At 52.3% G+C, this 23513-nt stretch carries 21 protein-coding genes; 7 read left to right on the top strand and 14 right to left on the bottom strand.

What is annotated here, in order from left to right:
• Nucleotides 1–57 precede the first annotated feature (57 nt).
• The 5 genes from HHO50_RS13525 to HHO50_RS13505 all read right to left on the bottom strand — a co-directional run bounded on the left by HHO50_RS13525 (nucleotide 58) and on the right by HHO50_RS13505 (nucleotide 5632).
• Nucleotides 58–2418: a hybrid sensor histidine kinase/response regulator gene (locus HHO50_RS13525; protein WP_181306587.1), complete on the bottom strand. Its 2361-nt coding sequence runs from the start codon at nucleotides 2416–2418 to the stop codon at nucleotides 58–60.
• On the bottom strand, nucleotides 2402–2830 hold the full coding sequence (locus tag HHO50_RS13520; RefSeq protein WP_181306586.1) for a response regulator: 429 nt from the start codon (nucleotides 2828–2830) through the stop codon (nucleotides 2402–2404). The genes HHO50_RS13525 and HHO50_RS13520 overlap by 17 nt, the downstream gene beginning before the upstream one ends.
• Nucleotides 2831–2893: 63 nt before the next feature.
• On the bottom strand, nucleotides 2894–3307 hold the full coding sequence (locus tag HHO50_RS13515) for a response regulator (protein ID WP_181306585.1): 414 nt from the start codon (nucleotides 3305–3307) through the stop codon (nucleotides 2894–2896).
• Between the two features lie 112 nt (nucleotides 3308–3419).
• Nucleotides 3420–4127, bottom strand: a complete 708-nt coding sequence (locus HHO50_RS13510; protein ID WP_181306584.1) for an ATP-binding protein — start codon at nucleotides 4125–4127, stop codon at nucleotides 3420–3422.
• Complete coding sequence (locus HHO50_RS13505) at nucleotides 4124–5632, bottom strand: ATP-binding protein (protein WP_181306583.1); 1509 nt, start codon at nucleotides 5630–5632, stop codon at nucleotides 4124–4126. Before HHO50_RS13505 ends, HHO50_RS13510 begins: the two co-directional genes overlap by 4 nt.
• A gap of 356 nt (nucleotides 5633–5988) precedes the next feature.
• Between HHO50_RS13505 and HHO50_RS13500 the strand changes: the two genes are divergently transcribed.
• On the top strand, nucleotides 5989–6702 hold the full coding sequence (locus HHO50_RS13500) for a bifunctional 2-polyprenyl-6-hydroxyphenol methylase/3-demethylubiquinol 3-O-methyltransferase UbiG (protein WP_181306582.1): 714 nt from the start codon (nucleotides 5989–5991) through the stop codon (nucleotides 6700–6702).
• A 490-nt stretch (nucleotides 6703–7192) separates the two neighbouring features.
• On the opposite strand, the gene HHO50_RS13495 is transcribed toward HHO50_RS13500, so the two are convergent.
• The 3 genes from HHO50_RS13495 to HHO50_RS13485 form a co-directional block, all read right to left on the bottom strand.
• A complete protein-coding gene (locus tag HHO50_RS13495) occupies nucleotides 7193–7612 on the bottom strand; it encodes a hypothetical protein (RefSeq protein ID WP_181306581.1) in 420 nt (139 codons plus the stop codon).
• A gap of 104 nt (nucleotides 7613–7716) precedes the next feature.
• Nucleotides 7717–8700, bottom strand: coding sequence for a pyruvate dehydrogenase complex E1 component subunit beta (locus HHO50_RS13490; RefSeq protein WP_181306580.1), 984 nt, complete (start codon nucleotides 8698–8700; stop codon nucleotides 7717–7719).
• Between the two features lie 142 nt (nucleotides 8701–8842).
• A complete protein-coding gene (locus tag HHO50_RS13485; RefSeq protein ID WP_181306579.1) occupies nucleotides 8843–10549 on the bottom strand; it encodes a tetratricopeptide repeat protein in 1707 nt (568 codons plus the stop codon).
• A gap of 210 nt (nucleotides 10550–10759) precedes the next feature.
• Here HHO50_RS13485 and HHO50_RS13480 point away from each other — a divergent pair, with 210 nt between their 5' ends.
• Entirely contained in the window at nucleotides 10760–10978 is a 219-nt protein-coding gene (locus HHO50_RS13480) for a PspC domain-containing protein (RefSeq protein ID WP_181306578.1), read from the top strand.
• On the opposite strand, the gene HHO50_RS13475 is transcribed toward HHO50_RS13480, so the two are convergent.
• The 6 genes from HHO50_RS13475 to HHO50_RS13450 all read right to left on the bottom strand — a co-directional run bounded on the left by HHO50_RS13475 (nucleotide 10943) and on the right by HHO50_RS13450 (nucleotide 18039).
• Nucleotides 10943–11995 carry a glycosyltransferase family 2 protein gene (locus HHO50_RS13475; RefSeq protein ID WP_219921547.1) on the bottom strand — a complete coding sequence of 351 codons (1053 nt, stop codon included), beginning with the start codon at nucleotides 11993–11995 and terminating at the stop codon, nucleotides 10943–10945. The genes HHO50_RS13480 and HHO50_RS13475 overlap by 36 nt on opposite strands.
• Nucleotides 11985–12320, bottom strand: a complete 336-nt coding sequence (locus tag HHO50_RS13470; RefSeq protein ID WP_181306577.1) for a YbaB/EbfC family nucleoid-associated protein — start codon at nucleotides 12318–12320, stop codon at nucleotides 11985–11987. The genes HHO50_RS13475 and HHO50_RS13470 overlap by 11 nt, the downstream gene beginning before the upstream one ends.
• 182 nt (nucleotides 12321–12502) lie before the next feature.
• Nucleotides 12503–13543: an acyltransferase gene (locus HHO50_RS13465; protein ID WP_181306576.1), complete on the bottom strand. Its 1041-nt coding sequence runs from the start codon at nucleotides 13541–13543 to the stop codon at nucleotides 12503–12505.
• An 813-nt stretch (nucleotides 13544–14356) separates the two neighbouring features.
• Nucleotides 14357–16663, bottom strand: coding sequence for a nitric-oxide reductase large subunit (locus HHO50_RS13460; RefSeq protein WP_181306575.1), 2307 nt, complete (start codon nucleotides 16661–16663; stop codon nucleotides 14357–14359).
• A gap of 85 nt (nucleotides 16664–16748) precedes the next feature.
• A complete protein-coding gene (locus tag HHO50_RS13455) occupies nucleotides 16749–17672 on the bottom strand; it encodes a hypothetical protein (RefSeq protein ID WP_181306574.1) in 924 nt (307 codons plus the stop codon).
• A 181-nt stretch (nucleotides 17673–17853) separates the two neighbouring features.
• The gene (locus tag HHO50_RS13450) at nucleotides 17854–18039 is read right to left on the bottom strand and encodes a hypothetical protein (RefSeq protein WP_181306573.1); all 186 of its coding nucleotides are present in this window, start codon (nucleotides 18037–18039) and stop codon (nucleotides 17854–17856) included.
• Nucleotides 18040–18412: 373 nt separating this feature from the next.
• Here HHO50_RS13450 and HHO50_RS13445 point away from each other — a divergent pair, with 373 nt between their 5' ends.
• The 5 genes from HHO50_RS13445 to HHO50_RS13425 all read left to right on the top strand — a co-directional run bounded on the left by HHO50_RS13445 (nucleotide 18413) and on the right by HHO50_RS13425 (nucleotide 23415).
• The gene (locus tag HHO50_RS13445) at nucleotides 18413–18931 is read left to right on the top strand and encodes a cytochrome c family protein (protein ID WP_255478734.1); all 519 of its coding nucleotides are present in this window, start codon (nucleotides 18413–18415) and stop codon (nucleotides 18929–18931) included.
• Nucleotides 18932–18973: 42 nt separating this feature from the next.
• Nucleotides 18974–21013, top strand: a complete 2040-nt coding sequence (gene nosZ / locus HHO50_RS13440) for a Sec-dependent nitrous-oxide reductase (RefSeq protein ID WP_255478733.1) — start codon at nucleotides 18974–18976, stop codon at nucleotides 21011–21013.
• A gap of 81 nt (nucleotides 21014–21094) precedes the next feature.
• On the top strand, nucleotides 21095–21679 hold the full coding sequence (locus HHO50_RS13435; RefSeq protein ID WP_181306571.1) for a hypothetical protein: 585 nt from the start codon (nucleotides 21095–21097) through the stop codon (nucleotides 21677–21679).
• A gap of 13 nt (nucleotides 21680–21692) precedes the next feature.
• Nucleotides 21693–22160, top strand: a complete 468-nt coding sequence (locus tag HHO50_RS13430; RefSeq protein WP_181306570.1) for a nitrous oxide reductase accessory protein NosL — start codon at nucleotides 21693–21695, stop codon at nucleotides 22158–22160.
• Nucleotides 22141–23415 (top strand): nitrous oxide reductase family maturation protein NosD, encoded by a 1275-nt coding sequence (locus tag HHO50_RS13425; RefSeq protein WP_255478732.1) that lies wholly within the window; start codon nucleotides 22141–22143, stop codon nucleotides 23413–23415. Before HHO50_RS13430 ends, HHO50_RS13425 begins: the two co-directional genes overlap by 20 nt.
• The last annotated feature ends 98 nt before the right edge of the window (nucleotides 23416–23513 follow it).

Below are 23513 nucleotides of genomic sequence, written 5' to 3'. Positions count from 1 at the left end.
TGGCTTGGTTTTTAGGCTAATTTCTTAAAATCGGCCTGAAAACCAAGCAGATTTATTTTATACCGGTTTGCCTTGCAGATGCTCCAGTTCGTGCTTTAACTGTTCAATGGAGCGATCAACCAAAGTGACCAACTGGTTTACTAGTGCCGGTAGTTGATCTAAATGGGTACGGTTCTGGGCAGAGTGTTCAATGGTGTTGTTTAAGTCCTCCAATTGCTGGATGCCCACCAACGAGATGGAGGGCCTGATCTTGTGGGCAATGGTTCGGGCCTCGGCCCAATTAAAGCGCGAAACGGCCTTGGCTAACTCCTGCACCAGACGCGGCGTCTGCTCAATGAACAGCTTGAGAATGTCGCGCATGAACTCAGTGTTTCCGTTCGCGAAGCTTTCCAGATAGGTAAGGTCTATCTCTACTTCCCTTGGCGGGGAAACTGGCGAGGGGGTAGGTTTTACCCGGGCTTTGGCCTGAAGCAAAGTGGCAATCTCCTGGAGCAGTTCCTCTTCTTTGAACGGTTTGGAGATATAGGAATTGGCCCCGGAGGCCAGGCATCGGTTGAACTCGCCCTGAGAGGCGTGCGCCGTTAAGGCAATGATGGGAATGTGTTTATGGGCGGGCATGTGCTCGCGTATGTGCTGCATGGCCTCATATCCGTCTACCTCGGGCATCTGCATGTCCATCAAGATAAGGTCAAACGGTTCCTGGGCCAGCAGGTCTAGGGCTTCCTTTCCGTCATTGACCATGGTCACTTCCACCTCCTGGTCGCGCAGTACCTTGGATACCAGCATCTGGTTCACCAGATTATCTTCGGCCAGTAAGACCCGGGCGTTCCGGAGTACGTGGAGGGGCGGGCTTGGGAGCGGGGGGGAGGGGAGGGTTTGGTCTGGTTTTGCGTCTATTTTCTGAAAAGGAAGCACAAAACGGAAGGTGCTGCCCTGGTTGACTTTGCTTTCCACCGTAATATGGCCGCCCTGCGCCTCCACCAGTTCTTTGGCAATGGAAAGGCCCAGCCCGGTACCGCCAAACTTGCGGGTGGTGTCATTGCTGCCCTGGGTGAATTTCTCAAAGATGGTATCCAGTTTCTCTTCGGGGATGCCAATGCCGGTATCCTGCACGGTGAATTCAAGCTGCAACTGGTTTTCTGCCTGGGCAATTACCTCCACATTCAGCCGCACGGTGCCTTGCTGGGTGAACTTGATGGCGTTTCCCAGAAGGTTGTTGAGGATCTGCCCCAGCCGGAACGGATCGCCTTCCACCAAGGGCGGAATGTCTTGGTCAAAGAGAATCTTCAAGGTGTTTTGCCGTTCCCTGGCTTTTATCTCCAGCACATCCAGCAGTTGTTTGACCAATTGCTGTACGTTGAAGGGGATGACCTCAAACGTGATTTTACCGGCCTCTATCTTTGAGAAATCAAGCAGATCATTGATGATCACCATCAGGTTATTGGCCGAGGTATGGATGCCCTGCAGGTATTCTTTTTGTTCTTCGTTTAAGGGGGTTTTTGCCAAAATTTCGGTTAAACCCAGAATACCGTTCATGGGCGTTCTGATCTCGTGGCTCATGTTGGCCAAAAACTGCTCTTTCACCTGCGCCATGCTCAGGGCTTCGTCTTTGGCCCTTTTCAGCTCCTCTTCAATCTGGATGCGCTCAGATATGTTGTAGCACACGCCAATAATGCCGTTCATCTCATTGGTGGCACTTCTTAACGGCAGAAAAAGGCAGTCAAACCAGACGCCTTTGATGTTCACCGTGCACATGGCTTTGTGCCCCTTTAACGTGTGGTGGACGCATTTGGTAATACTGGGGTAGTCCTGGTAAACGTCAAAAATGGAAAGGCCTACAGATTCATGCTCTTCTTTGCCAATAAGGTAAACCCCTTTGCCGCGCGTCATGGTGAAGATGCCGTTCTGGTCAGTGGCCCAGAGGATAATGGGGGCGCCGTTGATAACGGTTTCCAGTTGCTTCTGGGTGTTGGCCAGTTGTTCCTGGGTCTGCAGCCGCTCCTGTTCTATTCTGTGCAGCCGGATGGCCGACCTGATGCTTTTGGAGATGCCTTCGGGGGTGAGCAAGGTCTTGGGCAGATAGTCTGAGGCCCCGGTTTTAATGGCTTCCACGGCTATGCGCTCATCGCCCTGGGAGGTCACAATCAATACCGGGGTGGTAATACCCTTTTCCCGTATCTCCTGCAGAAGTTCCAGGCCGTTCATGTCGGGCAGCATGAAGTCAATGAAAATGAAATCAAACGTTTCCTGCTCCAAGGCAGTCAGCGCATCAGTTCCCAGGGCGGCGGTTTTGATGGAAGCTTCTACCCGGGCCGTTCTCAGTGACCGTTGTATAATCATCCGGTCTACCTCATCGTCATCCACAATGAGAAGCTTTACCGCGGGTTCTGTAGGGGCGAGGTTAGTTGGGGAGTTCAATTAAATTCCAGAAAGAGTTAAGCGTGGCAATGATATCTACGAAAGACGTGTACTGAATGGGCTTTACAATATAACCGGCCACATTCAGGTCATAGGCCTGTAAAAGATCCTTTGGGGTGCTCTGGCCGGTAATGACAAACACACTGCAGGCTTTGAGCAAAGGATCTTTGCGGAGGGCCGTCAGAAAATCCAGCCCGCTCATTTCGGGCAGATCCAAGTCCAGTAAGATAATGCGGGGAATTGGATCCAGGGCCGGTCTTCCTCTCCCTTGCAGCATGTCCAGCGCCACTTTGCCGGAAGGGGCCACATGGACGGGGTTATCAATGCCCTGCGACAGAAAGGCACGTTTGGTAGAGGCAACATCCTGCGGATCATCCTCCACAAGGAGAATATGGGCTTGCTTTGTTTTCAATGTAATATTTAATAGAAGATGAATGGCAGGGGAATGTTAAAAAAAGAAGTTTTCAGGCTCTTTTCAGGGCCTAACGCACAGTTTCCAGTACTTATCTAAGGTGGCTACCGAGGTCAGGAATTTCTCAAAGGACAGCGGCTTGAGAATATAACCCGCCACATTGAGGTTGTAGGCATTGATTTTGTCACTGTCTTCGTTGGAGGTAGTCATCACAAAGACGCTGATCCGGTTCAGGTCTGGGTCACTCCTGAGTTCCTGCAAAAACTCTATGCCGTTCATCTTGGGCATGTTGATGTCCAGAATAATGATGGGGGACATGGGAATAACGCCTGATCTAAGCATTTCCAACGCCTCTAGCCCATTATGGGCAACAAGCAGCGGATTGGTGATATTGTTTTTTTTGAAGGCGCGCTGCACATTCATGATGTCTACCTCGTCGTCTTCCACCAGTAAAATGGTTACTTCTCTTTCTTCCATGTTTGCTTCTAACCAGATAACAGGCCAACGCTCTTCTTCCCATGGGGAGCTTGTTCGTTTGCCGGGGAATTTTTTAAATGAATTTCTTATACGTATAAATGGCCGGGAGCCGCTATATTGTTTTGGGCCAGGTGAACATAAAATCAGTGCCATGCCCCGGCGTAGACTGCACGGAGATGGAACCGCCCACAAACTGAATGATCTTACGGGTAATGGCCAAACCAACCCCCAGGGTTTCGTGCCGGTCTTTGGGCTGCACCGTGAAAAAGATGTTGAACACTTTTGGCTGTGCCTCGGCGGGGATGCCTATCCCGTTGTCCCTCACTTTGAAAACAAAGGCGTCTGCCTGCTCCTGGGCTTCTATCCAGGCCTCTGGGGTTTCCTGCTCATTGAACGTAACGGCATTCTGGAGTAACTGCTGAAACACCGTCTCCAGTTTCTTCGCGTAGGTTTTGAAGGTGGGCAAGTGCGAAGGGTGGACTTCCAGGGTTTGGCTTTGTGGGAAGGCACCCGCCAGCCGCTGTACCATTGCCTCTACGGACACTTCCTGCACTTCCAGATCTTGCCTGGAAACTCTGGAGTATTCCAGTAACCCGTTGATCATGCGTTCCATGCGCTGGGTGCGGTTCTGGAGCAATTGCAGATTGTTCTGAACCTCGGGCTCCTGGTTTTCGCCCAAGTCTTCGCCAATCCAGGCCGAGAGATTGTTGATGGCCCGCAGCGGCGCTTTCAAATCATGCGATACAATGTAGGCGAATTCCTCAAATTCCTTTCTGAGGGCTTCCAGTTGCTGTTCACAGGTCTGCTCAGGGGGCATCATGGCTGTAAGGGAATTGAAGTGAGACTTGTAACCGGAACCTTGGGCCAGGTAAACAGGAACGTGGTGCCTTGCCCTTTCTCAGATTCAATCCAGACCTGGCCGCCTTTTTCTTCCACAATCTTTTTGACAATGGAAAGCCCCACGCCGGTACTTTCTTTCACGTCGCGGGCTTCCATGGTTTGAAAAATCCCGAAGACTTTTGCCTGGTATTCCTTGGGAATTCCCGGCCCGTCATCCTGCACTTCAAACTGATAGAAATCTGGCAATACCTTAGCTCTGATCTCAATGTTGCCGTGCTGGGTGTGGTGGTACTTGAACGCATTGCTGAGCAGATTTGACATAACCTGATAGAAAAGGGTGCGTTCACCGGTAATGGTGGGCAGAACGGCCGGGGTGTGGATGCGAAACGTGTCAGGCGGGGACAGGTTCTCCAGGGTTTCCTTTACCACTTCCTGCGCAGAGAAACTGGTGGAGGGCAATACCTGCTTTCCTACCTTAGAATAGGCCAGAATTCCGTTGATCAGGTTTTCCATTCTATGCACCCGGCTGCGCAAGATAGACAGGTTCTTCTTAATGTCGGGCTCATCGGTGACCAGGTCTTCGGCAATCCACTCGGCCAGGTTGTTGATGGCCCGCAGGGGGGCTTTCAGGTCATGCGAAACCACGTAGGCAAACTGGTCTAGTTCGTTGTTGGTTTTGGTGAGGTGGTTGAAACTGTTCTGCAACTGTCTGGCCATCTTGTTCAGTGATCTGGTCAGGCTGCTGATCTCATCATTGTGCCTGTCTACCAAAGAAACGCTGTAATCTCCCTGGGCAATGCTGTGGGCCAGGTTGTTCATGCGCCTGAACCGCCGTTTAATGGTGTTTCCCAATAAATAGGCCATGAAACTTCCCGCCAGCACAGAGAGGAACGTAAGCCCCACGGCAATTTCGTTTGTCCTGAAAAGAGACGCATTCATCTCCGCTAACCGGTCTTTTTTGATGCGCTCCTCCTCTTGCTTGATCTGGTCAAAACGCTGGCGGGCCCTGTCCATGATGCTCTTGCCCGTGCCCTGTTGCGCTGTGGCCGTGAACAGGGAATCGTACAATGTTCTGTTCTGGGCGCTTACCTGAACGTCGGTTTTGTTTTCCAGCAATGGCAGGGCAAACGTTCCCAGCCATAATTGGGCATCATGGCGGATGAGTTGAATCTGCTTGTTTTGTGCCGGGGAGGCTTTGGTCAGAGAATCAAGGTGGTTGATGCTGCGTTCAAAATCTATCTGTCCCTCCAGATAAGGTTTCAGAAAAGGTTTTTGGCCGGTCAGCAGATAGCCGCGCAAACCCGTCTCCAGATCTAGGAGCAACTTCTGCGCGCGTTCGGCCTCCCGTATAATGCTGGAAGTGTACAAAACATCTTCAATGCTTTTCTTGACCTTGCGGGTTTGTTGGATATATCCCATAGTGACAATGCAGAACATAACCAATATCAACCCGATGACGGTATAGATGGTGGAGATTAGTTTCATAGGTTTGATCTCTGTGCAAAGAGGACGAGGAATCTAGCATAAAGCTCAAAGATAAGGATTCTGGGCTTTATCCACTAAGAAGGCGCTTCGGTTTACCTGTGCCGGGTAAAATAAGAAACGGCCCCAGCTAAGCTAAACAAGGCCAAATCAGCTAGTTTGAGTGCTGCTTTACCTGAAAGTTAGATTAATATTTCTTTGGATTATTTCTATTTATGGCCTCTTTTGGATGAATGTTCCCCATACCTTGGTAAAGCCAGAGAATTATCACCCATTCCCGTTAGTAAGCTTAGAAGTTCAATTGTTGAACAGGGCTGCCCCAGAATGTGTATTTTTGGCTTTTCAAAAAAAACCGCAACATGTTAGAGACACCAGACCCAATGGGAGGCGCCATCAAAGCCTTTTGGGAAGGAAACAAAGAGGCCGCCATCACGGTTTACTCAGACCAGATGGAAGCCGATGAACTACCGGTCGCCTACCTGTTCAGGGCTTTCTCAGAAATGCCCGAACGGGAACAGGTTGCCCTCTCTGCCGCCCACGGACGGGTGCTGGACATTGGCGCCGGGGCCGGTTCCCATGCCTTGGCCCTGCAGGAAAAAGGGGTAGAAGTCACCGCGTTGGAAATATCGGCCAGGGCCGTGGAGGTGCAGAAAGCCCGGGGCGTTAAAAACGTCTTGCCCGGCGATTTTTTCACCCTTTCGCCAACCCCCCATGACACGCTGTTGCTGCTCATGAACGGGATAGGCCTGGCCGGCACCCTGGACGGTTTGCCGCGGTTTCTTGCCACCTGTAAAAAATGGCTCGCCCCCAGCGGACAGATCCTGTTAGAGTCTTCAGACATTCTGTACCTTTATGAAGAGGAAGACGGTTCTGTGCTGCTGGATTTGAACGGTGCCTACTACGGCGAACTTACCTACATGATGGAGTTTGGACAGGAGAGAAGCGAACCTTTTCCCTGGCTTTTTATAGATTTCGACCTGCTCCAGCAATACGCCGAAGAAGCGGGTTTCACCGCCGAGTTGCTCCTCCGGGAAGAAGACGACCATTACATCGCCCGTCTTACTTTAGCCTGATTCATAGCTCTATTGGTTCCTTTTTAGCCTTGGCTTTTGTAGAGTGATTAGTTTGTGCATGCGGTTTGCTGTTCCCTTGGCTTATCCGCATTCTGCGTGGGTGCAGGTGCTGTGTTGTTTCATCTTTGGCGGTATGCGCTCACGGCCGCGGGGCCGCGCCTTCCCCTCTCGCACTGCCCTTTCGGCCTGAACTGTTTATTCCTCTTAGCTGATGTCTTTCTATGGCCAAAAGCGAGGCGCGCTCGGGAAAGACTGGAAATGGAGAAAGTACTTGTAGAGACCAGGCCGTGCCTTCTCTTACACGCATTCCTATCCCCGGCAAAGGCGTATTCCCCTCCTCAGAGGGGTAGGGGTGGGTTCTGGCCTTCCAAGGCGCATCAATCCTACGAAAGGATAACCTAACAGAAGGAGCAAAACAAAGGTCTCCGTTTTGGCGCTGTTTTTCTAAAAACAGCGCCAAAACGGAGACCTTTGTTAGTAGTGGTATTTCCTACTTCACCTCTACGGAATCCAGCAAATACGTGTTGTCTGCCTGCCAGAAACGGAAACGATGGATGCCTGGCGTGGTGGTGCTGAACCGGAACGTGAGGGGCACCAGTTTGGCGATGTCGGCGCAGATGGCTTCCTGGTCGTCTGCGGGGTAAGCGGCGAAAATCCGGATGTCTGTCTGCTGGGTGGATTTCACGGAATCTACGCGGGAGAACCGGCCGCAACCGTTGGCGGGCCGGTAGAGCACTCTGAGCGTAAGCGTGGTGTCTACTTTCACCGGAACTCTGGGGAAGCCAGCGGTTTCCTCGGCCGGAACGGGCAGCACCACTTCCTGCAATTCTGAGGTTTCGTTACATGCGGCCAGGGTTCCCGTGAGTAAAACAGCCGCTGCCATTAAGGTTCTGAAATATTTCTGAATCATCCTGTTTAAAGGGGCTTTTGACGAAAACAGGCCTAAAACACCTGTAAAAGCAAGAGCCGACCATTTCTATAAAGGTCGGCTCTAGTGGTTTATTGTGTGATGAACTACGCTTTTGCGTACGTAACGTCTTTCACGGCTTGAATCACGCGCTTCACGTTAGGCAAAGAAGCCTCAATCAACGTTGGGGCGTACGGAAGCGGAACGTCGCGGCAGGTAACGCGTTTCACCGGGGCATCCAGGTAATCAAACGCGTTGTGCTGCACGTGGAAAGCAATCTCCGAAGAGATAGAGGCCAACGGCCACGCTTCTTCCACCACCACCAGACGGTTGGTTTTCTTTACAGACTCAACAATGGCTTTGTAGTCAATAGGGCGTACCGAACGAAGGTCAATCACCTCGGCCTCTACGCCGTCTTTGGCTAATTCCTCCGCCGCCTGTAAAGCCAGTTTCACCATTTTCCCGAAGGAAACGATGGTCACGTCTTTGCCCGGGCGTTTGGTATCGGCTACGCCGATGGGAATGAGGTATTCTTCTTCCGGCACTTCGCCTTTGTCGCCGTACATCAGCTCAGACTCCATGAAGATAACCGGGTCATTGTCCCGGATGGCGGACTTCAACAGACCTTTGGCGTCATACGGGTTGGATGGAACCACTACTTTGAGGCCGGGCGTGTTGGCGTACCAGTTCTCAAAGTTCTGCGAGTGCTGCGAAGACAACATACCGGCGTTACCGGTGGGGCCTCTGAACACCATGGGGGCAGAGTACTGCCCGCCAGACATAGACATGATTTTGGCGGCAGAGTTGATGACCTGGTCAATGGCCACCAAAGAGAAGTTGAAGGTCATGAACTCAATAATAGGCTTAAGGCCGTTCATGGCGGCACCTACGCCAATACCGGCAAAGCCCAGCTCGGCAATAGGCGTGTCAATCACGCGCTCTGGCCCAAACTCGTCCAGCATGCCCTGGCTCACTTTGTAAGCACCATTGTACTCGGCAACTTCCTCGCCCATCAGGAACACCTTTGGGTCGCGGCGCATTTCTTCGCTCATTGCCTCACGCAATGCCTCTCTGAATTGTATGGTTCGCATAGTAAGATTTATCAACGTCTATCTAAAGGGTAAAATTAAGACATGCGCCACAAATAAAAAAACGCATCTGTCTCAAGAGGCAAGTTAGGGATTGGGTTTCTCTTTTTGGCTTCTTTTTCAGAAAACAGGCCTAAAACAGTTTTTAAGGCTTCAGCGCGCCCGCAAACGCCGCCGATTTATGGTACTTTCTGAATTCCAGGTCATCAATGGCTTTGCCTGCCAGCGTGGGTTTGATTTTTATGGCTTGTTTCAAGTGCTGGGCCATGGCGTCTTCTTTCTGGCTGCGGGCGGCAATCACGGCCATCAGGTAGTGGGCATTGGCATCCTGCGGATATTCGGCTAACAGTTTCTCTCCTAGCTCAGCGGCTCCTTCGTAGTTTTCTTTCAGGAAGTACAAAAGGGCCAGGTTGAACTGGGCGGCGTAGCCTTTTCCGGCGTAGGCCAGGCTGCGCACGGCATCATCGTACTGACCTACGCTTAGTTCCAGGGCGGCTTTGTCTGAGAAAACCTGTTGCAGAATGGGCAGCGAACCGCCTTGCCGAATGGCGTAATCATAGCTTTGCAGCGCTTCCAGCGCGTCGCCGTGCTGGTGGTGGGCCACGGCCAAGTTGTAGAACTGCTGGGCTTGTGGCTGGCGGTGCGCAGCGTAGCGTAAGTTAAGGATGGCGCTGGCCAGCAGCGTTTGCTTCACCTTGGGCCGAAGTTCTTTCTGCGCCTGTTCAAAGAACACCATGCCCAGGTTGTTGAGGGCTTGCCAGCTCATGTACGTCTCCACGGCAGATTCATAGATGCGTTTTTTCTCGGCCAGCAGCGGCGTAAGGGTGGCGGCGTACTGCATTTCCTCGGCGGTGAGGGCATCGGCATTCGCCCGGTTCTCTACTATCCGTTTGGCCATGAGGTAAATTTCGTAGTCGCGGCGCAGGTTGGGTTGGTAGTCAATGGTGACCTGGGCGTAGCGCAACACGGGGTACACGTACATCTCCAGGTAGTCATAGGAGGGGAGGGTCTGCAGTTTCTCTTCTTTCTCACTAAAAGAACCGGGGCCGTTCACAATGGCCAGAATCTGCTGAATCTGCTCTTCGGGCAAGGCCGAATTCTGGACGCGGCCCAGAAAGGCACCCCAGTTTTTTTGGAGCGTCTCAATGTTGAAATCAATGCTGGAGACGGTGTTGTTGTACACCTCGGTTTCTATTTTCTGTTTGATGAACCGCTCTACGGCCACGGCTCTGCGGGCGGCCAGGTTGCGGGTGGTGGTTTCGGTCTGGTCTGGCGAATGCGTGGCCAGAATCTCAATCTTGCTCGTTTTCTGGTTGGATCGGATAAAGTCGTCTAGCATCTGTAGGTTGGTGCCGTAGCCTTGGCGCAGCGTCGCCAAACCCTGGTCAAAATAGATGGGGAAACGCAGCGGGCCTTTGGCTTCGTTCTTGAAATCTTCTTCCACGTAGGCCGGGGCGTGCATGGTCTGGATGAGCTGCGGCGTAGTGATGATGCCCTGCGCCAGCACCTTGGCTTTGGTGAATTTCTTGCGGCCCTTGGCGTCACTTACCACACCTTGGGCCATGAGTTGGCCCCGTATTTTAGAGGGAGCGTACGGAAAAGAAAAGGAACTGCCCATGGTGGGTTTGCCGTCTACAAAGTTGTAGTTCCCAAAATCGAAGCCCAAAGAGCCCACGTGGTCTTCTACGCCTTTCTCAGCTTTGTAAAACACCCGTATGCCGTAGCGGTAGTCGTCCCGCAGTAGGTTTTTAGGGAGTTGCGCTTGCACTTCTACGGGTACTTGGTTTCCGCGCACCATCAACACTTCGGGCTGGGCCGTAATGGTCTGGCCTTTCTCGGCCTTCTTCGCCATTCTGGAAAGGGTACAGCCGGTAAGAAAGAGAAGGGCAAGAAAAAAAGGGAAGAAAGAAAAGGTACGGGAGAAAGCTAAAGGCATATCTAATCTAAAAGGCAAAAGAAACGTATAAAAACGTTGCTGGACTCAATTTTGAATCCTTTTCTAGGGGAAAGTTACGGTAGATTTTACAAATTTATTTAACTTAGGTCTTTAACTTTTCAAACCATGAAGAATATTCAGTATTTCCTGGAGAGCCAAGCCTTTGGGGTGTGCACCAAACTTGGGGAAAGGTTAGGCTTTGCCACCAGCAGCATCCGCTTGTCTTTTATCTACCTGTCTTTTTTAACGTTCGGGTCGCCGGTATTGGTGTACCTGGTCATGGCTTTCTGGCTGAACATAAGCAAAAGCTTACGCCGGGAGCGCAGCACCGTCTGGGACATCTAAGGCGCTGAATTTCTTTTTCCCTTTCACAAAATACTGCCATACCACGCTCTGCGGACTCCAACCGGTCAGCTCCGCCGTTTTCTTTTTGCTTTCCGTCTCTTTGCGTTTTTCTTTCCAGAAGCTTTTATCGGCAAAAAAGGCGCGGTGCGCTTGGTAGATGGCCTGTACCTCTCGCCATTCGCCTTTCAGGAAAAACTGGGCCGCAGCCACGCCGTCTAATACCAATCTGGTGTACAGGATTCTGGTAACTTCTTCGTCGGCCAGGTTTTTATACAATAGGGCGGCGCCGTTCCTGAAGTTAAGAAACGTTTTTCTGGGGTTTGCCTTGGGTAGCGTGCCGCCGCCCACGTGGTAGACGGTGCTGAAGCCCTGGTAATAAATCTGGTACCCCAGGTTCTGCAACCGCCAGCACAGGTCTATCTCTTCCATGTGCGCGAAAAACTTCGGCTCCAGTCCGCCCGCCTCCCAATACGCCTTGGCTCTGATGAAGAGGCAGGCACCCGTGGCCCAGAAAACCGGACGTACGTCATCATACTGGCCTTGGTCTTCTTCCAGGGTGTCAAACAAGCGGCCCCGGCAGAAAGGATAGCCGTAGGCGTCCAGAAATCCGCCGGCGGCCCCGGCGTACTCAAAATGGCTGCGTTGGTGAAAGGATTTGATTTTGGGCTGACAGGCGGCAATCTGCGGGTTCTTTTCCAGCAAATCTGCCATGGGCACCAGCCAGTTAAGCGTGACTTCCACGTCTGAGTTGAGGAGCACGTAATACGTAGCGTCTACCTGCCGGAGCGCCTGGTTGTAGCCTTCGCAAAACCCCAGGTTCTCCTCCAGTTGGATGAGCCGCACCTGCGGATAGTGTTGCCGCAGAAAAGCAACGGAGTCATCGGTAGAGGCATTGTCGGCCACTATTACTTCCGTTTCGGGGCTGTTTTGGAGAACCGAGGGCAAAAACTGCTCTAACCAGCGGCGGCCATTCCAGTTAAGAATCACCACCGCCACTGAATAGGAATTATAAACCAAAGTTGCTCAGATCTAAGCCCGGAATGTTGGGCAGCATGCCTTCGGTTTGTTTCTTGATTTCTTCTTTGCCGCGCTCCCCGGCTTCGTCCATGGCCTTGTTCACGGCGGCCACCACCAAGTCGGCCAGCATTTCCTTGTCCTCGGGGTTCATGAGCGTCTCGTCAAACTCTACCTTGAGCAACCGGCGGTCGCCGCTGGCCGTGGCTTTCACCATGCCGCCGCCCGCCTCGGCCGAAACCTGTATGTGCCGAAGGTTATCCTGAGCCTCTTTCATTTTGGCCTGCATCTCCTTCACCTTGTTCATCATCCCTAACATGTCAAACATAGTTTTCTTCTTTTTTAAGTTCTACAGAGGGTAAACGGATAAATAACGACAGAAGATACTCTGCGGCATAACCCGTAATCCGAAGCCAAAAATAGGCATTATACTTGAACGGGATAATAAGGGCAACCCGTTTTGGCAAAAGCACCTTTAAAACCCTATAGTTTACTTGAGCCAAGAAGGTCTTAAGAAGGCAAGGTGACCGAAGGTTTCCGCAGCAAGGAACGCCCAAACTGCACCGACGGCTTCTCTATAAATCGGTACGTAACGCACGAAACGGCAACCGTAATGCTGATTCCTAAAAAACAGGCCAAAAACGGATGCTCGACTTGCGGAAGAAGCAAGGCCAGCACGGTGGCCTGCACCAAATACAGCGAGTAGCTGATGAGCCCCAAATACACCAACGGCTTAGGATAGGAGCGGTGCCGCAAGAAAAAACAGAAAGTAAACAGAACGTAAGCCCCTAAATACGCATTGGTCACGGGCCAGAAACTTCTGGTGCCCAGTCCATGGGGGGTACTTTGGTGGTGCAGATTGAAATACGTGATACAAACCAAGACCAATAAAGCCGTCAAAAACACCGCAGTCCACGTTTTGCCGGAGACTTGGCCGGCCATGTACCGGAAGTAGATGGTGCCTACAAACATGGAAGCCAACTGAAAACACAGACCCCAGCCGCTCTCAAACAAGTGCAGCACCTGGGTGCCAACCACCCCCACCAGGAAAGCCGAGGCCAGCGCTAAAAAAGCCAGCAGCGTACTTCTCTTCAGCCATTTTAAAAGAAATAAGCCCGAAACCAGCAGGTAGAAAACCATCTCCAGGTTAAGCGTCCAGTAGAGCCCTAGCACCAGCGGCTGCCCCAGAAACTTGGCTAACATCAGCCCGTTCGCCACCAGACTGGTCAGTGACGGCAGGGTTCCTTCCATCCACCCCAGAGAAACCAGCGCCAGCGTCGCCAACAGACTGGTGAGATATAACGGAAGCAGCCGGAACACCCGTTTCAGCCAGAAAGCCTTGAGGGAAGGAGCCTTTTCTAAGGAAACCGGAATAATAAAACCACTCGTCAGGAAAAAGAGCGTGACGCCAAACACCCCACACTGAAAATACTGCGTGCTGAACTGCGCGAAAGCCTCAGAGGTACTTTCCAGCGTATGCTGGAGCATCACGGCAAAGGCCGCTATAAAGCGTAGAAAATCTAAGAACTCCAATCGGGAGGTGGGCTGCATGGGGGGCTTTGGATGAACGGCCTTCAAAGAAACGAAAAACTTCCCTCTTGACCTTGTTGCTCCTGTTTTAGGGCTGTTTTTCGGAAAACGGATCAAAAACGCTTACACCTGTGAGGTCTCCAAGACCTCACAGGTGTAAGCGCTTCCGACTGGCGCGAGACGGGAACTTCCGGCCGGATGGTGGAACATCAGATGTTAAGTTTTTCTACCATAGAGCGAATTGTGTTCCCTTACATGCCCAGGGTGAAAAAGTTTTGAGAAGCTCCTTTAGAGCAGCATAACGGTTGTATTACCCGAAACGCCAAAGCCCCTCCTAACCATAGGAGAGGCTTTGGCAAAGACGTTTCCCGGCTGTTTTCAGAAAACAAAGCTTAAAACAGCAGAAACAGGGTTGAGCTATTGGTTGCAGACGGTAATGCCTGGGTACTGACTGCTTCTACTTCATTACAGAGGGGCAGGAGTTGCTTAGCCGCCGCAACGGTTCCATCTGGTGCCGCACCCAGGCCTTGCGGTTGGGCATCCCCCCGCCTTAAGCAATCAGGAGGGCGATCTCTCCGGCTTTGGCCGAGGGAAGGTTAGCCGTTTTAGGCCTGTTTTCAGGAAAAGAGCCCTAAGAGCTTGTTTAAATTTCAGGTTTGCCGGCGAAAATGGCCAGAGAAAGGTTCTGCGGAAGCGTTTTTTGAGCAGCGTAGCAGCGCTACGGTGCGAGAAAAAGGTGAACGCAGGTTCTTGCTATGGGCTTTTGCAGCGCAAAGATGAAATTTAAACAAGCTCTAAAACAGACCTCTTTTCCTACAGGTAATTACAAATCAATTATTTCAGTTTTTCGCGGAGCGAGGCATTGTCTGGCACGTTGAAATCTGAGGTAACGTCAAGGTCATCGCGCAGCGAGTGGCCGGTTTTGAGGCCGATGATAAACCACGCCAGCGCCGCCGCGCCAATGGCGAAGATGGTGTCGCCGATCACGCGCAGCCACCGCAGCGTTTCCATGGTGTCGGTTTGCATGAACTCCATGGAGCGGGCGAACCAGAGGCCGTATTTCACGCTGGCCCAGGTTTGCAGGAGGCCAATGGGCAGCACGCTAATCAAGACCATGAGGGCCAACCCAATGTTGATAGACCAGAACGCAAACCGGATTACCCCGTCTTTCCAGCGTCTTCGGCCAGACAGGCCTTTCAGGACGAACAGCATCAGGCCAATTCCCAGCACGCCGTACACCCCAAACAAGGCCGTATGCGCGTGCACGGGCGTGGTGTTTAGCCCCTGCATGTAGTACAGCGCAATGGGCGGGTTGATCACGAATCCGAAGATACCGGCCCCCACCAAATTCCAGAACGCGACGGCAATGAAACAGTAGATGGGCCACTTGTACGCCCTAATCCATTTGGTGAGCCTACTGATGGTAAGGTTATGGTACGCCTCATTGCCAATAAGCACCAACGGCACCACTTCCAGCGCGCTAAAGGTGGCCCCCAGCGCCATGACAGATGTGGGCGTGCCGCTGAAGTACAGGTGGTGGAACGTCCCAATAATGCCCCCGAACAGGAAGATAATGGTAGAGAACAGCACCGTGGCGGTGGCCACCTTGGTTTGCAGCAGCCCCATGCGCACGAACAGGAAGGCAATGACCACGGTAGCGAACACTTCAAAGAAGCCCTCTACCCAAAGGTGCACCACCCACCAGCGCCAGTACTCGGCAATGGCCAGGTTGGTGTGCTGGCCCCACATGAGACCGGCGGCCCAGAACAAGGCAATGGCGGCAGATGAAATCAGGAACATGCCCAGCAGGTGGCGTCCTTCGGCTTGCTGCCGGAACGCCGGCCAGATGGCCCTTACCATCAAAAACAGCCACAGGAACAGACCCACCAGCAGGAAAATCTGCCAGAAACGGCCCATGTCTACGTACTCATAGCCTTGGTGCCCAAACCAGAAGTTCTCGCCGTAGCCCAGTTTCTGCATAACGCCGTACCATTGCCCGGCCAGCGAACCCGCCACAATAATGAGCAGACAGATGAACAGGAAATTCACGCCCAGCCGCTGGAATTTAGGCTCATACCCAGACACCGCCGGGGCAATATACAGACCGGTGGCCAGCCACGAGGTGGCGATCCAGAAGATGCCCAACTGCACGTGCCAGGTGCGGGTAACGGAGTACGGCAGAGAATCCGCGAGCGGGAATCCGTAGAGGGCCTGGCCTTCCACGCCGTAGTGGGCGGTGACCACCCCTAGGGTAATCTGCACCACAATGAGCGCCGTCACAACCCAGAAATACTTGAGCGTGGCCCGCATAGACGGGGTGGCCTGCAAGCCCAGCAGCGGGTCTTCTTTGGGGAGGTGGCTGGGATCCAGTTCCTCTTCTTTGTGCGAGGCGTAGTAATAGGCCAGCAGGCCAATCCCGGCAATGAGCACGATCACGCTAAACCCCGTCCAGATAAGCAGATCGCCGCTGGGGCGGTTGCCTACCAGTTCCTCGGCAGGCCAGTTGTTGGTGTAGGTGATGTCCTGGCCGGGCCGCTCGGTCACGCACGCCCAGGAGGCCCAGAAAAAGAACGCGTTGAGCTTGCGCATGCGCTCGGGGTCTTCCACGGTGAAGTTTTTCATGGCGTAGGCGTCACGGTATGCAGCCAGCGCGGGGTCGTTCATGAAAAGCCCGGTATAATGCCTGCTTACCTCGGCAATGGCCTGCGCCCTGAGGTCTGAGATAGTGAGCGTGGCGGTGGCGGGGTCATAGGTGTTGGCTCTGATTTGCTTTTGCAGGCGGGCCTGTAGCATGGCCTTGGTTTCTTCGTCCAGGGCATCATACTTGGTTCCTTTGGCCTGCTGCGCCCACGTGTCCAAAAAGAACATGGCCTCTTTGTGCAGCCAGTCGGCAGACCAGTCTGGGGCTACGTAAGCCCCGTGGCCCCAAATGGAACCCAGCTCCTGCCCCCCGGTAGACTGCCAGACATTTTGCCCGTCTTTGATGTCCTGGGCGGTGAAGACGGTTTGGCCCGAGGAGGTGACCACTTGGTCAGGAATGGGCGGGGCCTGGCGGTAAATCTCTGAGCCATAATAACCCAGTACGGCAAAGGACCCCACCATAACGGCAATAAAGCCTAGCCAGAGTTTTTTGTATTTCATAGGAAAGGGATTATAGGTGTGATAAGTACTAGATGTTGCAAAAAGGAGAGGTGCCTCTGCTCAGCGGCACGGGCACAGGTTTATTCTAGAAAAGATAGCTGAGGTTCGCCATGGTACGCTTGTTTGCCTTGCTGGCATGGTGGCCCTGGGCGTGGCTCAAAGGCAGTTGCAGGGTTGCCCCCAGGACAACTTTCTTCACGTACACGTTCAGCCCCAGGTTGGCAAAGAAGGCGTCTCCGGCTTGGGCGTCATGGTTGCGGGCATACTCATCGGCTTGGGCGTGCTCATAGTAGAGGCCTGCGCTGGGCAGCAGGGTGAGCACGTTTTCAAGATTGTACCAGTAAAAGAGATTGCCGGAGCCGCTCAGCCGGTTCCCGAACTTGTAGCCGTCGCTGTTTTGGGAGTTGATGCGGTAGGTGAAATCATTGCTAAGACCCATTTTACCGTAGCGTAAGGTGTAGATTCCGTTCAGTAGGTAATCGGTACTGCCGCTACCGGGCTGCAGGCTGGCCGTGTAGGCTTCTTCGCTGCGGTGTAAAGAGTGGGTGCCGGTGGGCAGTTTCACGCCGCCTCCCAGTTGGAGCGAGTGCTTAAACAAGTTCTTGGTGCTGTCACCGGTGTTAAATAAGGCGTAGTTCACTAAAAGGGTTATATCTCCCAGGCCCGCATACCTGGTGGTGCCACGGGCGGTGCGCTCCTCATTGAAGGCATACGGTACAAAGGCCAGCACCTGAACCTTCTTAAACGGAACAAATCTTCCCCAGGCTTCGGCGGTGGTATACACCTCGTCCATGACATCATCATGGGTCATGGGCATGCCCTCGTGCAGGTGGGTGTGGGTGGTGTGTATGGTATAGCTGCGGGTGGTGTAGCGCACCCCGGCAAAGTTTTTATGGAACTGGGGCAGAATGCCCAGATAGCTGCCGCCCATGGTGCAGCCGCCGTCACAGGCATGGCCACTGAAGCTTAGCAGGAAAAGAAATAGGGTGAGTACTAAAAACTTTTTCATAACTCAGATGTTATTGCTGTGAATTGTAAGGGTACCTGAAACTGGAAGCGGCTCTCTGCTGAACTTGAAAGGCAGAAGGGTGTCAGCCACATGCTCCTGCTGAGGTTTGCACCCAAGGCCGCGCAGGTTGCAGGTAGGAAGGGCAGGTCTGTTTGCCATAGGGCAGGCAGACCTGCAAGCCTTAGGTAATGGTAAGGATCAAGTCAGAAAGGCGGGGCGGATGGAAGATGGCAAAGGCAGGAATGGTGTAGACGACAATAGTATAATCGGGGCCATAAACCGCTGGTAGCGCGCCCGTAGAAACCGGTTTCACCTCTACCTTTGTGACGGTGGCCAGTAGGTCAAGAGTGCTTTTCTTCTCCTGCACCGGTAACCGGGTTTCCCGCTGGGCTTGCTTTCTAAGTTGCTTGTTTAAAAAACATTTTCCATAACATTGAGCGTGAGGATTATGGCGTTTTTCACAGAGATTTTCCGCTATAAATTCCTGTTTCACCTTGAACAGCACATAGAACCCTGTTTTGCTTAAAGACAAGGATAAGGTGCTGACTATTAGTAGGTAGTAAATGGCGTGTGCCATGAGTAGTGCTTTCTTCCCGCCAAAGTTCTGGTACTAGCCACCAGGAGAAAATGATAAAGGTCATTATTAAAAGAGATAAAGGTCTTATAATTGGTTTTGTAACCCATCTACCTTTGTTGCAGTAACAAACCCAAAATAAGCTTCATCCTTAAAATTTAACATTATGAAAAAGAACCTTTTGAATCTGAAAATCAAGCCAATGTTAATCGCTGCAACCTTTATAGGAAGTGCTATGCTCTTCAGTTGCTCATCTGGTGGAAATGAGGGGTATGCGGAGCAATACAAGAATGAGCAGGATGAGCAGACCGCCGCTGCCCCGGCAGAGGAGGCCGCAGAAGATGACGGATTAGGTGTAGGCCCCGTGAAGACCGTAGAGGTGGGAGCGGAGATAGACCAGGCCCTCGCCACTAGCGGCAAAGCCATCTTTGACGGTAAGTGTACCGCCTGCCACCAACTGAGTGATCAGAAAGTAGTAGGCCCGGGACTGGCAGGGGTGACAGAGCGCCGCAAGCCGGAGTGGATCATGAACATGATCGTAAACCCAGAGGAGATGACCAAGAAAGACCCCGAAGCTAAAAAGCTGCTGGCTGAGCACCTCACCCAGATGACCAACCAGAACGTTTCTGAGTCAGATGCCAGGGCTATCTTGGAGTATCTGAGACAGAACGACAGCAAGGGCTAGTAGATATTAAAATTAAACCTCCTATTAATCATGGAAACCCGAATGAATACATTTAAAAGTATTATTCCTAAAGTCGGCCTGTTTGTGGCGCTGGCTGCTGGTACCTTGCTGCAAAGCTGTAATAGCTCTGGAAAAGGGGATGATGCCAATGTCAAAGATAACACCGTTGCCGCAGATGCCGCTACGGCAGTGTATGTGGCACCGGGCAAGCACGATGAGCTGTACTCTTTCCTGTCCGGCGGGTTCAACGGCCAGGTGTCTGTTTACGGTATCCCTTCCGGCAGGCTACTCAAGGTAATCCCGGTTTTTAGCCAATTCGCCGAGAACGGCTACGGCTATAATGAGGAGACTAAGCCTATGCTGATGACCTCGCACGGCTTTGTGCCCTGGGACGACCTTCACCATCCTAAGTTGTCCCGCACCGATGGCATGGCCGATGGCAAGTTCCTGTACGTGAACGGAAACAACACCCCCCGCGTGGCGAAAGTTGATTTAGCGACTTTTGAAACCACCGAGATCATGGAAATCCCTAACTCCGCCGGTAACCACTGCTCGCCTTACCCTACCAACAACAATGAGTATATCTTGGCCGGTACCCGGTTCAGCGTTCCCATTGACCTGTCTAAAGGAGGGGTTGGCGATGCCAGTTTTGACGAATACAAAGACAAATTCAGAGGGTCTATCTCCTTCATCAAAACAAATGAAGGCAATGGGCACATGGAGCTTGACTTCCAGATCTTGGTACCCGGCTTTGACTATGACCTGGCCAACGGCGGCAAAGGCCCCTCTGGAGATTGGGTGTTTTTCACCACCTACAACACAGAGAAGGCTCGTACTTTGAAAGAACTGGGTGCCTCCCAGAATGACCGTGATTACCTAGCGGCCATCAACTGGAAACTGGCGGCTAAGTATGCCGCCGAAGGCAAGACCCATGAGATGCCTGCCAACTATTACCACAACATCAAAGACCATGGCACGCATCAGGCAAAATCTCACGTGATTAAGAAGGTACGCTACCTGCTGCCGGAAGAATGCCCTGGCATGATGTACCTGATTCCGGCGCCTAAATCGCCGCACGGTATTGACGTAGACCCTAGTGGCGAGTACATGGTGGTAAACGGTAAACTGGCCTCTTCGCTGCCGGTGTTCTCTTTCTCTAAAATGCAGAAAGCCATCCAGAACAAAGACTTTGACGGGGAGGTGAACGGTATTCCGGTGTTCAAATATGAGTCTGTGCTGCACGCAGAGGTGAAAGAACCGGGCTTAGGGCCGTTGCACACTGAGTTTGACGGCAAAGGCAATGCGTACTCTACTATGTTCGTTTCTTCTGAGGTAGTGAAATGGAGCCTGAAAGACTTCAAGGTGAAAGACAGAATTCCGGTGTATTACTCTCCCGGCCACTTAATGATCCCGGGCGGTGATACCAAGGAGCCTTACGGCAAGTACCTGATCGCGATGAACAAGATCACCAAAGACCGCTACCTGCCCACCGGCCCCGAGTTGCTGCACTCTGCCCAGTTGATAGACATCAGCGGGGAGAAGATGAAACTGCTCCTGGACTTCCCTACCCTGGCAGAGCCGCATTACGCGCAGGGCATCGCCGCCAACAAGATAGCGCCTAACAGCGTCAAGTTCTTTAAACTGGATGCAAACAAACACCCAGATGCCGTGAAAAACGAGAAAGACGTGAGCGTAACCCGCAATGGCAGAACCGTGAAAGTGAACATGACCTCCATTAGAAGCCACTTCACGCCCGATAACATTGAAGGCATACAAGTAGGGGACACCGTTCTCTTCCACGTAACCAACCTGGAGCAGGACTGGGACGTACCGCACGGCTTTGCCATCATGGGGGCTACTAACGCCGAGACCCTGATTATGCCGGGTGCCACCCAGACCTTGCGGTGGGTACCCAAACAGGAAGGAATCTTCCCTTTCTACTGTACAGACTTCTGCTCTGCCTTGCACCAGGAAATGCAGGGATACGTACGGGTGTCTAAAAGGGGATCTACCGTTCCTATAAAATTCTCTACTGGTGTCAAAAAGCCGGTGCCTCCGGCCACCGCTTCTTTAAGCAAGTAATTTCTTCAAAATGAAAAAGACAGCGGAGGTTCCTAAACAGACTCCGCTGTCTTTTTTTTATTTCACCTTAACCTAAAAAGGATGATAGCTTACCATAAAGGATTGATGGCTTTCGCAGCCTTGTCGCTGGGCTTGTTGTTTCTCTTCCCTATGTGGAAGATCTACCTGGAAGCCCCCCAATACCCCGAAGGGCTGGAATTACACATCTGGGTGAACAAACTGGGCGGTAGTACGGAAGGCGTGCTCCAGAACTTCAACATCCTGAACCATTACATTGGCATGGCCCCCATCCATGCAGAATCGTTTGCCGAGCTGAAAGTCATGCCTTACATTGTGGTCTTTCTTATGGTTACAGGCGTTTTTGTGGCCTTTCTAGGGAAAAGAAAGCTGGTGCTGGGCTGGGTAATTCTGCTGATGGTGGCCGGTGCCGTGGGTTTACTGGACTTTTACCTTTGGTTGCACGAATTCGGAACCAACCTGAACCCACAGGCTCCTATCAAAGTGCCCGATATGACCTACATACCGCCTATGCTAGGAAGAAAGCAACTCCTCAACTTTGATGCTTTGTCTTTGCCATCTTGGGGTAGTTTGGGTATTTTGCTGGCGGTCTTGTTTGCCTGGTTGGTGTATTATCTAAGTTCTAAGCCAAAAGCGGCCTTGCAATAAATCTCTTTCTCTCATGAAACGAATCTTATCCCGCACCTATGGCTGGGTGGTGCCCGCCATTTTATTCCTAACGGCTTGCTCCACGGAGCCCAAGCCTGTTCCTTACGGCAATGCCAACTGCACGCATTGCAACATGACCATTACAGATGTGCGGTACGGGGCAGAGTTGGTGAATGACAAGGGCAAGCCTTCCTTTTTTGACGCCGTTGAATGCCTGGCCGCCTATGTCAACAGTAACCCGGAAGAAGCCCAGAAAGCCTCTTTTCTGATGGTAACCGACTTTTCAAACCCTACAGAACTCCTAAAGGTAAACGATGCGCACTTTGTGCGGAGCGCAGCTTTACCCAGCCCCATGGGCATGAACCTGTTGGCCGTCTCTACGGAAGAGGCTGCTAAGAAAATACAGCAGGAGCAGGGCGCAGAACTGCTCACCTGGGAACAGGTGCTGGCAATCGTGAAAAATGATGAGAAACTCCATTAACTATTTGGTAACAGTAGCCAGTGTCTTGCTGCCGTTAGTACTGGCGCAAACCGCAGCGGGGGCCACCCTTACGGTATGCAAAACCTGTGCCCTTACATCAGTGAAGCAGGCGGTGCAGCAGGCCAAGCCCGGCGATACCGTGTTGGTGAACGGCGGCGTGTACCAGGAATCCAGGATTGAGGTAAACAAGCCACTCACCCTAATCGGGAAGAACAACCCGGTCATTGACGGCAACTTCACGGGGCAGCTTATTGCGGTAACCGCCGACGATGTGACCATCCAGGGGCTCACGCTCAAAAACGTGGCCACCAGCTATACCAGGGATGATGCCGCCATCAGGGTGTTTCAGCGCAGCAATATCAAACTACTGGACAATACCATCCTGAAAACCTACTTCGGGATTTACCTGCAAAACTCTGACAATATTGTCATCAGGGGGAATAATATCATAGGGGAGAACAAGGGCAGAACAGAATCTTCCCTGGGCAACGCCATTCACCTGTACTACACAGACAATGTTGAGATTACCGACAACAACGTGCAGGGCCACCGCGACGGCATTTACCTGGAGGTGGTGAAGAACAGCCAGGTACGCAACAACGTGAGCCACCAGAACATGCGCTACGGCATGCACTTCATGTTCTCAGACGGCAACACGTACACCCATAACACCTTCCGGAACAACGGGGCGGGCGTGGCCGTGATGTACACCAACAATGTCCGGATGGAGTACAACACCTTTGAGGAAAACTGGGGCGCCGCCTCCTACGGCCTCCTGCTGAAGGACATCAGCAACAGTGTGATCCACCACAACACCTTCCGGCGCAACACCACCGCCATTCACATGGAAAGCTCCAGCCAACTGGATATAAAAAGCAACGATTTTGAGCGCAACGGCTGGGCCATCAAATTGATGACCACATGCATTGAGGACACGTTCCGGCTGAACAACTTCACCGGCAACTCCTTTGACGTGAGCACCAACGGCAGCATCCAGGAAAACCACTTTGAGCACAACTACTGGGACAAGTACACCGGCTATGACCTGGACAAAGACCAGCAGGGCGATGTGCCGTACCGCCCCGTAAGTCTGTACTCCATGCTGGTGGAGCGGGTGCCGCCCTCCGTCATGTTCATGCGCAGCTTTATGGTTGATTTGCTGGACAGCATAGAGAAGGTGCTGCCCAGCTTTATCCCAGACCAGTTGATTGATGAACAACCTTTGATGCGGAGAATTGACCACCAGGCTGTTTAGCGTTTCCTGATGAAGGAGTAAGAATTAAGTTTGCATGTTGGGTTCATAAGCGCAAACGGCAATGGCACAGACACAGATTCTTGCTTTTGCCGTTTGCG

It is taken from the genome of Rufibacter sp. XAAS-G3-1 (genome assembly GCF_013623775.1).
In the GTDB taxonomy this organism is placed as follows: Bacteria; Bacteroidota; Bacteroidia; order Cytophagales; family Hymenobacteraceae; genus Nibribacter.
Note: the sequence above shows the minus strand (reverse complement) of the source record. Positions and strands in the feature narration are given on the sequence as shown.

Coding starts and splice junctions, on each gene's coding strand:
- HHO50_RS13500 (WP_181306582.1), top strand. CDS start 5,989: ATGTTAGAGACACCAGACCCAATGGGAGGCGCCATCAAAGCCTTTTGG.
- HHO50_RS13480 (WP_181306578.1), top strand. CDS start 10,760: ATGAAGAATATTCAGTATTTCCTGGAGAGCCAAGCCTTTGGGGTGTGC.
- HHO50_RS13510 (WP_181306584.1), bottom strand. CDS start 4,127: ATGATGCCCCCTGAGCAGACCTGTGAACAGCAACTGGAAGCCCTCAGA.
- HHO50_RS13435 (WP_181306571.1), top strand. CDS start 21,095: ATGATAGCTTACCATAAAGGATTGATGGCTTTCGCAGCCTTGTCGCTG.
- HHO50_RS13470 (WP_181306577.1), bottom strand. CDS start 12,320: ATGTTTGACATGTTAGGGATGATGAACAAGGTGAAGGAGATGCAGGCC.
- HHO50_RS13445 (WP_255478734.1), top strand. CDS start 18,413: ATGAAAAAGAACCTTTTGAATCTGAAAATCAAGCCAATGTTAATCGCT.
- HHO50_RS13495 (WP_181306581.1), bottom strand. CDS start 7,612: ATGATTCAGAAATATTTCAGAACCTTAATGGCAGCGGCTGTTTTACTC.
- HHO50_RS13425 (WP_255478732.1), top strand. CDS start 22,141: ATGATGAGAAACTCCATTAACTATTTGGTAACAGTAGCCAGTGTCTTG.
- HHO50_RS13490 (WP_181306580.1), bottom strand. CDS start 8,700: ATGCGAACCATACAATTCAGAGAGGCATTGCGTGAGGCAATGAGCGAA.
- HHO50_RS13460 (WP_181306575.1), bottom strand. CDS start 16,663: ATGAAATACAAAAAACTCTGGCTAGGCTTTATTGCCGTTATGGTGGGG.
- HHO50_RS13515 (WP_181306585.1), bottom strand. CDS start 3,307: ATGGAAGAAAGAGAAGTAACCATTTTACTGGTGGAAGACGACGAGGTA.
- HHO50_RS13465 (WP_181306576.1), bottom strand. CDS start 13,543: ATGCAGCCCACCTCCCGATTGGAGTTCTTAGATTTTCTACGCTTTATA.
- HHO50_RS13430 (WP_181306570.1), top strand. CDS start 21,693: ATGAAACGAATCTTATCCCGCACCTATGGCTGGGTGGTGCCCGCCATT.
- HHO50_RS13485 (WP_181306579.1), bottom strand. CDS start 10,549: ATGGCGAAGAAGGCCGAGAAAGGCCAGACCATTACGGCCCAGCCCGAA.
- HHO50_RS13505 (WP_181306583.1), bottom strand. CDS start 5,632: ATGAAACTAATCTCCACCATCTATACCGTCATCGGGTTGATATTGGTT.
- nosZ (WP_255478733.1), top strand. CDS start 18,974: ATGAATACATTTAAAAGTATTATTCCTAAAGTCGGCCTGTTTGTGGCG.
- HHO50_RS13455 (WP_181306574.1), bottom strand. CDS start 17,672: ATGAAAAAGTTTTTAGTACTCACCCTATTTCTTTTCCTGCTAAGCTTC.